Below are 12,825 nucleotides of genomic sequence, written 5' to 3'. Positions count from 1 at the left end.
CCGACTACAGCAGAGCGGCACGCGGGCCGTCCGGCTGCTCCAGACGACGCTCCAGAATCGAACGCGCGATCTCCGACGACTCCTCGTCCGTCAACCGACGGAAACCGTCCTCGGTGATCACCGTGACGATCGGATAGATCCGACGCGCGACATCCGGACCACCCGTCGCCGAATCGTCGTCCGCCGCGTCGTAAAGCGCCTGCACCACCAACATCGTGGCCTCGTCCTCGGTCAGATCACCGCGGAACAGCTTCTTCATCGCCCCACGCGCGAAGATCGAACCCGACCCCGTCGCCGCGAAGTGATGCTCCTCGGAGCGACCGCCCGTCACGTCGTAGGAAAAGATCCGACCCCGGTCGCGGTCGACGTCGAACCCGGCGAACAGCGGCACGACCGCCAAGCCCTGCATGGCCATGCCCAGATTCGAACGGATCATCGTCGAAAGACGGTTCGCCTTGCCCTCCAACGAGAGCTGCGCCCCCTCGACCTTCTCGAAGTGCTCCAGCTCCAGCTGGAACAGCTTCACCATCTCCACGGCCAGACCCGCCGTGCCGGCGATGCCGACGGCCGAGTACTCGTCCGCCGGGAACACCTTCTCGATGTCCCGCTGCGCGATGACGTTGCCCATCGTGGCCCGACGGTCACCGGCGAGCACGACGCCCCCGGGGAACGTGACGGCCACGATCGTCGTCCCGTGCGGCGCCTCGATCACACCCTGCGTGGGCGGCAGCTGCCGCTTGCCGGGCAGCATCTCCGGCTGGTGGTCGGAGAGGAAGTCCATGAAGGACGAGGACCCAGGCGTCAGGAAGGCAGCTGGTAGACGCCCGGTGCTACGAGTGTTGGCTTCCACGCGTTTCCTTCCACGTATGCAGCAGCCCGCCTTATGGCATCGGGCCGATCTTTGAACTGCCCCAGTGCAGCGTTGCAGCTGAAGCACAGTACGCCTCGGACCCTACCCGTCTTGTGGCAGTGATCCACATGTGCGGCCGGAGCTGACAAACATGTGCAGCAGAGGCCGCGCTGGGAGGCGATCAACTCGTCACGCTCGGCTTCGGTCATGCCGTATTGGCGCTTCAGATGGTCCTGCCGCCCGCGCTCGGCCCGACAGGCCTTGCAGCGCGTCGACAGGCCGTCCGAAGCAGTCGCGTTGCGATGCCATTCGCCGTGAGGCTTGACCTCGCCACAGGTCCTGCAGAGCTTGTGGCCGACCGGGACATCAACTTTGTCCCGGACCGACTTGCCCAGGGCCTCCCGGCGGCGCCGGTAGTGCGCGGCGCTGTACTCCGCCACGCACTCCCGGCAGTGCACCTGGAGGCCGTCACACCGATTTTTGTCCCGCGCAAATGCGGCGAGAGGCAGGCCTCTTTTGCATTTCCTACATTGCTTCTCGTTCGGTTCGCCAGCCACCCTCAACCCCCGCCACCTTCAATTCGAAGGAAGAAGTAGCCCGGCAGCCCTCACTCTCCACCTTTTTGCACGAAGGAGCGCACGAAATCCTCGGCGTTTTCCTCGAGTACATCGTCAATCTCGTCAAGAACCGAGTCCACGTCGTCGCTCAGCTTCTCCTGACGCTCCTTGAGGTCCTCCGACCCCTGAGTCTCGGCCGCCTGCTCCTCGACCTCCTCCGTGGAGCGCGTCGCCTTCTGCTGGCCGCCGCCGGTGTCCTTGGTCGCCATAACCCTCACCCCGCTCTTTCGCCCGACATGGTCGACAGGTCGGCATTCCTGCCGATCGGTGATGATCAGACCCTACAAGCCGGGTCCGACATCGGCCCCGCAGTTGCTTCAACGTACGGGGGCCACCTCGATGATTCCCGGACAGGGGACTTTCCACCCCGTCCGGCAGGTTCCGTCCGGGTAACCGTTCAGCCGCCCGAAAGGACCCTGACCAGGTCTTCTGCGGTGCGGCAGCGGTCCAGGAGCTCCTTGACGTGATTTCGCGTTCCGCGAAGTGGTTCGAGGGTTGGGACGCGCTGGAGCGAATCGCGGCCCGGCAGATCGAAGATCACCGAGTCCCAGGAGGCCGCGGCGACGTCGTCGGCGTACTGCTCCAGGCAGCGGCCGCGGAAGTAGGCGCGGGTGTCCTCCGGAGGCGTCGTGATGGCCCGCTCGACCTCGTTCTCGTCCAGAAGGCGCTTCATGCGCCCGCGGGCCGCGAGACGGTTGAAGAGGCCCTTCTCGGCCCGTACGTCGGCGTACTGGAGGTCGACGAGGTGGAGGCGGGCGGCGTCCCAGTCGAGGCTGTCGCGGCGCCGGTAACCCTCCATGAGTTCCCGCTTGGCGACCCAGTCGAGTTCGCCGGCGAGGCTCATGTGGTCGTTCTCCAGGCGCGTGAGGGTGTCCTCCCAGCGCGCCAGCACGTCCTTGGTCTGGTCGTCCACGTCGGCGCCGAAGCGCTCCTCCACGTACTTGCGGGAGAGCTCGTAGTACTCCATCTGCAGTTGGACCGCGGTGAGCGTGCGGCCGCTGCGGAGGGTGACGAGTCGTTTGAGGGTGGGGTCGTGGGAGACCTGGTGGAGGGTGCGTACGGGCTGGTCGACGGCCAGGTCGACGGCGATGAAGCCGTCCTCGATCATGGACAGGACCAGGGCGGTGGTGCCCAGCTTGAGGTAGGTCGAGATCTCGGAGAGGTTCGCGTCGCCGATGATCACGTGGAGGCGGCGGTATTTCTCGGCGTCGGCGTGCGGCTCGTCGCGGGTGTTGATGATGGGGCGCTTGAGGGTCGTCTCGAGGCCTACTTCGACTTCGAAGTAGTCGGCGCGCTGGCTGAGCTGGAAGCCGTGTTCGTGGCCGTCCTGGCCGATGCCGACGCGGCCTGCGCCGGTGACCACCTGGCGCGAGACGAAGAACGGGGTGAGGTGGCGCACGATGTCCGAGAAGGCGGTCTCGCGCTTCATCAGGTAGTTCTCGTGCGTGCCGTAGGAGGCGCCCTTGTTGTCGGTGTTGTTCTTGTAGAGGTGGATGGGCTGGGCGCCGGGGAGCGCGGCGGCGCGTTCGGCGGCCTCGGCCATGATCCGTTCGCCGGCTTTGTCCCAGAGGACGGCGTCGCGGGGGTTGGTGACCTCGGGGGAGCTGTATTCGGGGTGTGCGTGGTCGACGTAGAGGCGGGCGCCGTTGGTGAGGATGACGTTGGCGAGGCCGATGTCCTCGTCGGTGAGCTGGCTGGAGTCGGCGGCCTCGCGGGCGAGGTCGAAGCCTCGCGCGTCCCGCAGCGGGTTCTCCTCCTCGAAGTCCCAGCGGGCCCGGCGGGCCCTGTGCATCGCCGCCGCGTAGGCGTTGACGATCTGGGACGAGGTGAGCATGGCATTGGCGTTGGGGTGGCCGGGGACGGAGATGCCGTACTCCGTCTCGATGCCCATTACTCGCCGTACGGTCATGCGGCCCTCCTTGCCCGGCGGCACCCTCGGTCGTGGGCGCCGCTCAGATACCGGTGGTGCTCCGGTGCGTGTGCGGTGCCCGTCCCCGCAACTCGCGACCCGGCGGTACGGAAGAGCCTAGAACGCCTCTGCGCTGGTGGGGAGATCATTTGCGTCATTGCCTTGCTCCAGCCGTGGCCTGGAAAGCAGTCGGCTGCGGGTACCCGTGGTGGGCACCCGCAGCCGCCCTGTTTTTACAGGTACTGTCCGGTGTTCGCCACCGTGTCGATGGAGCGTCCGGTGTCCGCGCCCTGCTTTCCGGTGATGAGGGTACGGATGTAGACGATCCGTTCGCCCTTCTTTCCGGAGATTCGGGCCCAGTCGTCGGGGTTGGTGGTGTTGGGCAGGTCCTCGTTCTCCTTGAACTCGTCCACGCATGCCTGGAGGAGGTGGGAGACGCGCAGGCCCTTCTGGTTCTTGTCGAGGAAGTCCTTGATGGCCATTTTCTTGGCGCGGCCGACGATGTTCTCGATCATGGCGCCTGAGTTGAAGTCCTTGAAGTAGAGGACTTCCTTGTCGCCGTTGGCGTAGGTGACTTCCAGGAAGCGGTTTTCCTCGGTTTCGGCGTACATGTGTTCCACGGCCGTCTGGATCATGCTCTGGACGGTGGTGGTCTTGTCGCCGCCGTGTTCGCCGACGTCCTCGGAGTGGAGGGGGAGGCGTTCGGTGAGGTACTTCTGGAAGATGTCCTTGGCCGCTTCGGCGTCCGGGCGCTCGATCTTGATCTTCACGTCGAGGCGGCCGGGGCGCAGGATGGCGGGGTCGATCATGTCCTCGCGGTTGGAGGCGCCGATGACGACCACGTTCTGCAGGCCTTCGACGCCGTCGATCTCGGCGAGGAGCTGGGGGACGATGGTGTTCTCGACGTCGGAGCTGACGCCGGAGCCGCGGGTGCGGAAGAGGGATTCCATCTCGTCGAAGAAGACGATGACGGGGGTGCCCTCGGATGCCTTCTCGCGGGCACGCTGGAAGACGAGGCGGATCTGCCGCTCGGTCTCGCCGACGTACTTGTTGAGGAGCTCGGGGCCCTTGATGTTGAGGAAGAAGCTCTTGCCGGTGGCTTGGCCGGTGACTTCGGCGACCTTTTTGGCCAGTGAGTTGGCGACGGCCTTGGCGATGAGCGTCTTGCCGCATCCGGGGGGTCCGTAGAGCAGGACGCCCTTGGGCGGGCGGAGCTCGTGCTCCTTGAAGAGGTCGGGGTAGAGGTAGGGGAGCTCGACGGCGTCGCGGATCATCTCGATCTGGCCGCCGAGGCCGCCGATCTGCTCGTAGCCGATGTCGGGGACCTCTTCGAGGACGAGTTCTTCGACCTCGCTCTTGGGGACGACCTCGTAGACGTAGCCGGAGCGGGGTTCGAGCAGGAGGGCGTCGCCGGGGCGGATGACGACGTCGAGGAGGGGTTCGGCGAGCCGGACCACTCGTTCTTCGTCGGTGTGCCCCTGCACGAGGGCGCGTACGCCGTCCTCGAGGATCTCCTTGAGGGTGACGATGTCGCCGACGCTCTCGTACTCCATGGCCTCGACCACGTTGAGCGCTTCGTTGAGCATTACTTCCTGGCCGCGTCGGAGCTCTTCGAGCTCGACGCTGGGGCTGACGTTCACGCGGAGTTTGCGGCCTCCGGTGAAGATGTCGGCCGTGCCGTCCTCGTTCGCCGTGAGGAAGACACCGAAGCCGGCCGGTGGCTGTGCGAGCCGGTCGACTTCTTCCTTGAGGGCCACGATCTGGTCGCGGGCCTCACGGAGTGTGTTGGCGAGTCGCTCGTTCTGGGCGGACACGCCGGCCAGGTTTGTCTGCAGCTCGACGATCCGCTCTTCGAGAATCCTCGTGTGTCGCGGAGAGTCGGCGAGCTTGCGTCGCAGGACGGCGATCTCCTGCTCAAGGTAGGCAATCTGCCCGGACGGGTCGTCGGACCCTCGTCCCGGGCGGATGCCGCGGTTCATGTCGTCGTCGTGGGCTGCCACGGTCCTCACCTCCTCCAAGGGGAGCTGGACGCTTCCAGACCCTACCTGGGTGGGTGTCGATTGAAACCCCTAGATCACAAAGACGGTCGGGGTGTGTCCGATCTTCACCCTTGCGCTCTCCCTCACGCCAGGGGAATACCCACCGAACATGATTGGGAAGCGGCCGAGGGTAGGGTCGAACTGTTCAACACCCGTCAGAGCCTGCATCGTTCCCTTGCGGCTCGACAGTAAACGGCAGGAGTCATGGGCGTGCAGCAGGAGGCCGGTGTCGGCGGCGAGGCTCTGGAGGTCTGGATCGACCAGGATCTCTGTACCGGCGACGGGATCTGTGTGCAGTACGCGCCCGAGGTGTTCGAGCTGGACATCGACGGTCTGGCGTATGTCAAGAGCGCGGATGACGAGCTTCTGCAGGCCAAGGGGTCCACGACGCCGGTGCCGTTGCCGTTGTTGCCGGACGTGGTGGACTCGGCGCGGGAGTGTCCGGGTGATTGCATTCACGTGCGGCGGGTTTCGGACAGTGTCGAGGTCTACGGTCCGGACGCGGAGTGAGCTCACGGTTGCGCCCTGTGATGTCTGTCTGATTTCTCACAGGGCGGGTGGCCTGGATCAGACGCTGTGGGCGCCTGCGGGTGTCGAGCGGATGAACGTGTTGTCCTTCCACTGCCACTTGGCGCTGTCCTTGACGTCGGGGCAGCAACTGGGTACGTCGGCCGTGGAGTAGCCGAGGAGGGTCGCGAGGACGGCTCCGTCGGTGATGGTGAGGCTGGTGACGGTGGTGCGGTCCTTGGGGTCGACGAGGGTGGCGACCACGCGTGCGTGGGTGCTGTCGGCGCCTTGGGTGAGGACGTAGACGGCGTCGGGCGGGGTTCCCATGGCGGCGTCGCAGTGGACGACGGCGACGGTTTCCGGGCGGCCGTCGCCGTCGAGGTCGCCGGTGGCCTTCTTGACGACGAGGGCCTGGACGGGGCCGCATTCGAGGGGGAAGTCGACGCCGGTGGTGGCGGGGGCCGCGGTGCTGGTGGGGGCGGCGGGTCTGGCGTCCGGTCCGGCGGTCTGGGCGGCTGTCGCGGATCTGGGCTGCAGGAGCGAGGAGAGGGCGATGACGCCGGCGAGGGCCGTGGCGGTCGCTACCCAGTGGATCGGCCGGGTGTGGGTGTGTGCCAGTTCCGGGACGGCGGGTTGCTGCACTAGGAGCGTCTCCTGTGATGGCTGTGCCGGTGGGGGTGGGGGGTGGCCAGCATCGTGCCACACGTCACAGGGTGGGGGAACGGCGGGGTGCGGGTTGTGCGGTGTCAACGGCAAGGCGCCGTGGTCGAGTTCCGGTGGTGGGTTCGGGAACTCGGTCACGGCGCCGTGTCGTTGGGTGTGGTGCGGGCCGGGTCAGCGGCCGGCGCCTCTGTCTGCGTTGGGGCCGTCGTAGTCGTCTCCGTAGGCGCCCTTGGCGGGGCGGCGGCGGCGCATGGGCGGTTCGACGCCGTCGGCGAGGCGGCGGGCGGTGAGCAGGAAGCCGGTGTGGCCGATCATCCGGTGGTCGGGGCGGACGGCCAGGCCTTCGACGTGCCAGTTGCGGATCATCGATTCCCAGGCGGTGGGCTCGTTGAAGGAGCCGATCTCGCGGATGGACTCGACGGTCCGGGCGAGCTGGGTGGTGGTGGCGACGTAGCAGCAGAGGATGCCGCCGGGGACGAGTGCCTTGGAGACGGCTTCGAGGCATTCCCAGGGGGCGAGCATGTCGAGGATGACGCGGTCGACGTCGGTGTCGCTCAGGTTGTCCTGGAGGTCGCCGACGGTGAGCTGCCAGGCGGGGTGGGGGCCGCCGAAGTAGCGTTCGACGTTCGCCTGGGCGATCTCGGCGAAGTCCTCGCGGCGCTCGTAGCTGTGCAGCATGCCCTGGTCGCCGATGGCGCGCAGCAGGAAGCTGCTGAGCGATCCGGAGCCGACGCCGGCTTCGACGACGCGTGCGCCGGGGAAGATGTCGGCGAAGGCGAGGATCTGCCCCGCGTCCTTGGGGTAGACCACGGCGGCGCCGCGGGGCATGGACAGGACGTAGTCGGGGAGCAGGGGGCGCAGCGCGAGGTAGGCGACGTTCCCGGTGGTGCGGACAACGCTGCCCTCGGGTGCGCCGATCAGTTCGTCGTGCGGGAAGGAACCCTTGTGGGTGTGGAAGTTCTTCCCGGCTTCGAGCGTGAACGTGTAGTGGCGGCCCTTGGGGTCGGTCAGCTGAACCTGGTCCCCGACCTTGAAGGGCCCGCGCCTGCGGGCGGCACCGGTCGGTTCGGACATGTGAACAGCCTACCGGCGTTTGCGGGGGCCGCCGACCACGGTGGTCAGCTGGGGCGGGCCATGGCTTTGACGAAGGCGCGTTCGACGTCGGCGGCGGAGAGGACGCCGAAGATCTCGCCGGTCTCCTCGACGACGAGGTATTCGGTGGCGGGGGTGGCGCGCAGGACGTCGAGGAGGTCTTCGCCGGCGAGTTCGGCGGAGATGCGCATGCCGTCGGTGATGTCCTGGGCGAGGCCGCTGACGGCGACCCAGGGGCGGCGGTGTTCGGGTACGCCGACGATGGCGGCCTCGCGGACGAGGGAGAGGGGTTCGCCGTGGGCGTCGACGACGACGAGGGCGCGGGCGCCGGCGTCGTTGGCGCGGCGGAGGGCTTCGGAGAGGGGGGTGGCGGTCTCGACGGGGACGGCGCGGCGGGTGAGGGTGCGGGCGCGCAGGTCGGGGAGGTGTTCGCGCAGGCGCGCCATGCGCAGGCTGTTGCCGGCGCCGGTCCAGATGATGGCGGCGAGGATGGCGGCGAGGAGTGCGTCGGTGACGGTGTCCATGCCGACGCTGTCCTCGGCGCTGGAGCCGAGGGCGCCGGACTGGGTGAGGAGGGGGAGGCCGACGAGGACGGAGACGGCGAGGGCGCGGCCGACCCAGGCGGCGGCGATGGTGCCGCTCATGGGTTTGCCGGTGATCTTCCAGACGACGGCGCGGAGCATGCGGCCGCCGTCGAGCGGGAGGCCGGGGAGGAGGTTGAAGATCGCCACGATGAGGTTGGAGATCATCAGGCCGGCCAGCAGGACGCCGGGGACGGTGCCGCGTTCGACGGGCTGGAGGGCGAGGTAGAAGAGGCCGGAGAGGATGAGGGAGAGGAGGGGGCCGACGAAGGCGAGCCAGAACTCGCGGCCGGGGGTCTCGGCTTCTTTCTCGATTTCGGAGACGCCGCCGAAGAACTGGAGCTGGATGCGGCGGACGGGGAGTTTGAAGCGGAGGGCGGCGATGGTGTGGGCGAGTTCGTGGATGAGCACGGAGGCGTAGAAGGCGACGGCGAAGAAGAGGGAGACGAGGTAGCGGGCGGCGCCGAGTTCGGGGAGTACGCGGTCGAGCTGGTTGCCGAAGACCCAGGTGATGAGGGCGGCGACGAGGAACCAGCTGGGGGCGACGTAGACGGGTACGCCGAAGGGGCGGCCCATGAGGAGGCCGCCGCGGGGCTGCTCCGGGGGGCGTGGGGGTGGGGGGCCTTTGGGGAGGGTGGGGGTGGGGGGTGCGGTGGGTTCGGCTTCGGTTTCGGCTTCGGCCTTGTCGTTCCCACCGTCGGCGTCGGCCCCGGTGCCGGCGTGGGGCCCGGCATCCGGGTCGGTGCCGGTGTCGTCGGCGCCGGTGTCGTCGGTGCCGGTGTCGTTCTCGGGTTGTGGCTCGTCCGGGGTCTTCGCGAGGTCGGTGGCCGGAGACGCAGGTGTCGCGGGGTGCTCGGCCGACTGTTCGCTGTCCGGCCGCGGTCGCCCGCTCCCGCCGCTTTCCACCACGGTGTCCCCTCGTTCGATGCGTCTCCCGCTCGTGTCGCGCGGGAGGGTCTGTGACCGATGGTATGCGGCGGTCGTGGTGTGTTCCGCCCCGGCACCCCCTGTGTTTTCCCGGCTCGTCGCCGGTGTCGGGGACGAGCCGGGGTGCGTGGCTGGGTCACTGTCGGTGGTGGGTCGTAAGGTCTGGAGTCATGGAGAGCAGCAGCGAGGGGGTCGCCCGGGTGGGCGACGGCGGTGTCGTGGAGGTTCCGGCGCAGTCGGGGGCGGTCGTGCCGGAGGCGGTGGCGGCGGAGGTCGTCGCCATAGCCCCCACTTCGCTGTCGCCGTCGCGGGCCGGTGATTTCATGCAGTGTCCGCTGTTGTACCGGTTCCGGGTGATCGACCGGTTGCCGGAGAAGCCGAGTGCGGCGGCGACGAAGGGGACGTTGGTGCACGCGGTCCTGGAGCGGCTGTTCGACGCGCCGGCGGCGGAGCGGACGGCGCCGCGGGCGAAGTCGCTGATTCCGGGCCAGTGGGACCGGCTGCGGGAGTCGCGGCCGGAGGTCGTGGAGCTGTTCGCGGACGATCCGGAGGGCGAGCGGCTCGCGGGCTGGCTGGCGGAGGCGGAGCGGCTGGTAGAGCGCTGGTTCACGCTGGAGGATCCGACGCGGCTGGAGCCTGCCGAGCGGGAGCTGTTCGTGGAGACGGAGCTGGAGTCGGGGCTGCGGCTGCGCGGGATCATCGACCGGGTGGATGTGGCGCCGACCGGTGAGGTGCGGATCGTCGACTACAAGACGGGCAAGGCGCCGCGGGCGGAGTACGCGGACGGTGCGCTGTTCCAGATGAAGTTCTACGCGTTGGTCGTGTGGCGGTTGAAGAACGTGGTGCCCCGGCGGCTGCAGCTGGTGTACCTGGGCAGTGGTGACGTGCTGACGTACGACCCGGTCGTGGCCGATCTGGAGCGGGTGGAGCGCAGGCTGCTGGCGTTGTGGGAGGCGATCCGGCTGGCCACGGAGACGGGTGAGTGGCGGCCACGGCCGACGAAGCTGTGCGGTTGGTGCGATCACCAGGCGCACTGTCCGGAGTTCGGGGGCACTCCCCCGCCGTATCCGTTGCCGGTGGTGCCGTCGGTGAGGGCGGCCGAGTCGGAAGGTGGGGCGCAGGGCAGAATGGGCCCGGGCTAAAAAAGGAGATCCACGTGGCCATCCGTGTCCTACTGGTCGACGACCAGCCGCTGTTGCGCACGGGCTTCCGCATGATCCTGGAGGCCGAGCAGGACATCGCGGTCGTCGGCGAGGCCGGAGACGGCCTGCAGGCTCTCGACCAGGTGCGGGCGTTGCAGCCCGATGTGGTGCTGATGGACATCCGCATGCCGCGGATGGACGGGGTGGAGGCGACCCGGCAGATCACCGGTCCTGGTCGGGACGGTCCGGCGAAGGTGTTGGTGCTGACGACGTTCGACCTCGACGAGTACGTCGTGGAGGCGCTGCGGGCCGGGGCGAGCGGGTTCCTGTTGAAGGACGCGCCGGCGAACGAGTTGGTGCAGGCGATCCGGGTGGTGGCCGCCGGTGAGGCGATGCTGGCGCCGAGCATCACGCGGCGGCTGCTGGACAAGTACGCCACGCATCTGCCGTCGGGCGACGAGCCGGTGCCGGACACCCTGCACACTCTCACCGACCGTGAGGTGGAGGTGTTGAAGCTGGTGGCGCGGGGGTTGTCGAACGCCGAGATCGCCGCCGATCTGTTCGTCAGCGAGACCACGGTGAAGACGCATGTGGGGCATGTGCTGACGAAGCTGGGGCTGCGGGACCGGGTGCAGGCGGCGGTGTACGCGTACGAGAGCGGTCTGGTGCGCCCGGGCGCGCAGTAGCGTGCGGGAAGGGTGCCTCTCTCCGCTTCGGCCGGAGAGGGGCGCCCTTTGCGTGTGCCGTGCGGCGGTCAGGCCTTGCTGAGTTCCCAGAAGCGGAACACCGTCGAGGCGTCGAGGCAGCTCTCGAGGCCGTAGACGTTCTCGCTGACGACGGCGTACTGCTTGGCCTGCCAGACGGGCAGGACGGGCAGTTGCTCGGCGACGATGTCCTGGAGACGTCCGTAGTCGGTGTCGGTGGCGCTGCGGTCGCTCTGGGCGGCGGTGCGCGGGATGAGCGTGCCGGTGATGGTGGTGTTGCTGTAGTTGTTGCTGAGCACGTTGCCCTCGCCGAAGAAGGGCGAGGTGAAGTTGTCGGCGTCGGGGTAGTCGGGCACCCAGCCCTTGACGTAGACGCCGTACTTGCCGTCTGCGATGTCCTTCTCGTACTGGTCGAAGGCGACGGACCGGACGTCGGCGTCGAAGAGGCCGCTGGCGTTGAGCTGGGCCGCGATGGTCTCGAGTTCCTGGTCGGTGGCCGGGCCGTAGCGGGACGGGGTGGACCAGAGGGTGAGTTTCACCTTGTCGGTGATGCCTTCGTCGGCGAGCGCGTCGGCGGCCTCGGCCTTCGAGGGGCGGGCGCCGTAGCGGTCGAAGAAGGCGGTGTTGTGGCCCGTGATGCCGGCCGGGATGATCGAGTAGAGGGGGTCGGCGGTGCCCTGGTAGACGTCCTTGATGAGGGCTTCGCGGTCGATCAGGTGGGCGATGGCCTGGCGGACGCCGAGTTTGCCGGCGACGGGGTCGTTCATGTTGAAGACGAGGTGCTGGACTTCGGCGCTGCTGCCTTCGACGACCTCGACGGCCGTGTCGGCGTCGGTGCTCTGCTGGATGCCGGAGATGTCGTCGGCGGTGAGGCCTCGGTAGGCGATGTCGACGTCGCCGGCGAGCAGGGCCTTCTTGAGGGCCTTCTGGTCTCCGCCGAAGAACTTGAGGGTGACGCCGGTGTTGCGGGCGTCGGCGGCGGTGCCCCGGTAGTTCTCGTTGACGGAGAAGACGGCTTCGTCTTCGCCGAAGGAGTCCAGCTTGTAGGGGCCGGAGCCGACGGCGCCGCCGTCCTTGCGCAGGCCGTCGACGTCGTACTCCTTGTGGTCGACGATGGAGCCGGCGCCCGAGGCGAGCTTGCTGGGGAAGGTGGCGTCGGCGCTCTTGAGGCGGAAGACGACGGTCTTGGCGTCGGGGGTCTCGACCTTGTCGAGCATGGGGAACATGATCGCCGGCCCGGCGTCGTCGTTGATCTTCAGCATGCGGTCGAAGGAGAACTTGACGTCCTCGGAGGTGAGCGCGTCGCCGTTGCTGAACTTGAGGCCGTCCTTCAGCGTGCACGAGTAGACCTGGGTCTTCGTGTCGGTGAAGGAGCATTCCTCGGCCGCGTCGGGCTCGGGTTCGGTGCCGCCCTTGGGGAAGCTGAGCAGCGACTGGAAGACGTTGTTGAACAACAGCCAGGAGCCGGGGTCGTAGCCGGCGGCGGGGTCGGTGCTCAGGACGTCGTCGGACATGCCCAGGACCACGGAGGAGGCGTCGCCGCCCGAGCCTCCGCTCTGGGTGCCGCAGCCGGTCAACAGGCCGGAGGCCAGCCCCGCCACGATCGGCAGGACCGGCCACTGGTTACGCATGTTCACGAAAATGCCTTGTCGTCGTTTCTCGTCGCACCGGGGCCGCCTTCCCTTGGCCCCGGCCGGGCCACTAGGGGGCTTCTGATGGATCTCCGTGGGAGAAGGAGCGGCGTTCGGTGCGTGCTCTCGGTGTGCCGGGCGAGAGTCCTCGTAGCGGAGCTAC

At 68.1% G+C, this 12,825-nt stretch carries 12 protein-coding genes; 3 read left to right on the top strand and 9 right to left on the bottom strand.

The features are described from left to right. Positions 1-4: 4 nt before the first annotated feature. The 5 genes from prcB to arc form a co-directional block, all read right to left on the bottom strand. Positions 5-850, bottom strand: coding sequence for a proteasome subunit beta (gene prcB, locus AB0J04_RS22040; protein WP_351908141.1), 846 nt, complete (start codon positions 848-850; stop codon positions 5-7). Beyond that, positions 802-1,407 (bottom strand): endonuclease VII domain-containing protein, encoded by a 606-nt coding sequence (locus AB0J04_RS22035; protein WP_363170239.1) that lies wholly within the window; start codon positions 1,405-1,407, stop codon positions 802-804. Before AB0J04_RS22035 ends, prcB begins: the two co-directional genes overlap by 49 nt. A 50-nt stretch (positions 1,408-1,457) precedes the next feature. Next, entirely contained in the window at positions 1,458-1,676 is a 219-nt protein-coding gene (locus AB0J04_RS22030) for a ubiquitin-like protein Pup (RefSeq protein WP_266723537.1), read from the bottom strand. A 188-nt stretch (positions 1,677-1,864) separates the two neighbouring features. After that, positions 1,865-3,376, bottom strand: a complete 1,512-nt coding sequence (dop, locus tag AB0J04_RS22025) for a depupylase/deamidase Dop (protein ID WP_363170238.1) — start codon at positions 3,374-3,376, stop codon at positions 1,865-1,867. 233 nt (positions 3,377-3,609) lie between these two features. Beyond that, positions 3,610-5,376, bottom strand: coding sequence for a proteasome ATPase (gene arc / locus AB0J04_RS22020; protein WP_351908148.1), 1,767 nt, complete (start codon positions 5,374-5,376; stop codon positions 3,610-3,612). 243 nt (positions 5,377-5,619) lie between these two features. On the opposite strand from arc, the gene AB0J04_RS22015 reads away from it, so the two are divergent. After that, positions 5,620-5,925, top strand: a complete 306-nt coding sequence (locus tag AB0J04_RS22015; protein ID WP_363170237.1) for a ferredoxin — start codon at positions 5,620-5,622, stop codon at positions 5,923-5,925. A 57-nt stretch (positions 5,926-5,982) separates the two neighbouring features. Here AB0J04_RS22015 and AB0J04_RS22010 read toward each other — a convergent pair whose 3' ends face one another. From AB0J04_RS22010 to AB0J04_RS22000, 3 genes are all read right to left on the bottom strand, one after another. Continuing rightward, positions 5,983-6,564: a hypothetical protein gene (locus AB0J04_RS22010; protein ID WP_363170236.1), complete on the bottom strand. Its 582-nt coding sequence runs from the start codon at positions 6,562-6,564 to the stop codon at positions 5,983-5,985. Positions 6,565-6,756: 192 nt separating this feature from the next. Beyond that, on the bottom strand, positions 6,757-7,659 hold the full coding sequence (locus tag AB0J04_RS22005) for a tRNA (adenine-N1)-methyltransferase (RefSeq protein WP_363170235.1): 903 nt from the start codon (positions 7,657-7,659) through the stop codon (positions 6,757-6,759). Positions 7,660-7,703: 44 nt separating this feature from the next. Continuing rightward, positions 7,704-9,167 (bottom strand): site-2 protease family protein, encoded by a 1,464-nt coding sequence (locus tag AB0J04_RS22000; protein ID WP_363170234.1) that lies wholly within the window; start codon positions 9,165-9,167, stop codon positions 7,704-7,706. Between the two features lie 188 nt (positions 9,168-9,355). Between AB0J04_RS22000 and AB0J04_RS21995 the strand changes: the two genes are divergently transcribed. Continuing rightward, complete coding sequence (locus tag AB0J04_RS21995; RefSeq protein ID WP_363170233.1) at positions 9,356-10,327, top strand: RecB family exonuclease; 972 nt, start codon at positions 9,356-9,358, stop codon at positions 10,325-10,327. Between the two features lie 14 nt (positions 10,328-10,341). Continuing rightward, complete coding sequence (locus AB0J04_RS21990; protein ID WP_020141342.1) at positions 10,342-11,013, top strand: response regulator transcription factor; 672 nt, start codon at positions 10,342-10,344, stop codon at positions 11,011-11,013. 68 nt (positions 11,014-11,081) lie between these two features. Here the strand turns inward: AB0J04_RS21990 and AB0J04_RS21985 are convergent, their stop codons facing one another. After that, positions 11,082-12,668, bottom strand: coding sequence for an ABC transporter substrate-binding protein (locus tag AB0J04_RS21985; RefSeq protein ID WP_363170232.1), 1,587 nt, complete (start codon positions 12,666-12,668; stop codon positions 11,082-11,084). Positions 12,669-12,825: the final 157 nt, after the last annotated feature.

It is taken from the genome of Streptomyces sp. NPDC050263, from assembly GCF_040655955.1.
GTDB lineage: Bacteria > Actinomycetota > Actinomycetes > Streptomycetales > Streptomycetaceae > Streptomyces.
Note: the sequence above shows the minus strand (reverse complement) of the source record. Positions and strands in the feature narration are given on the sequence as shown.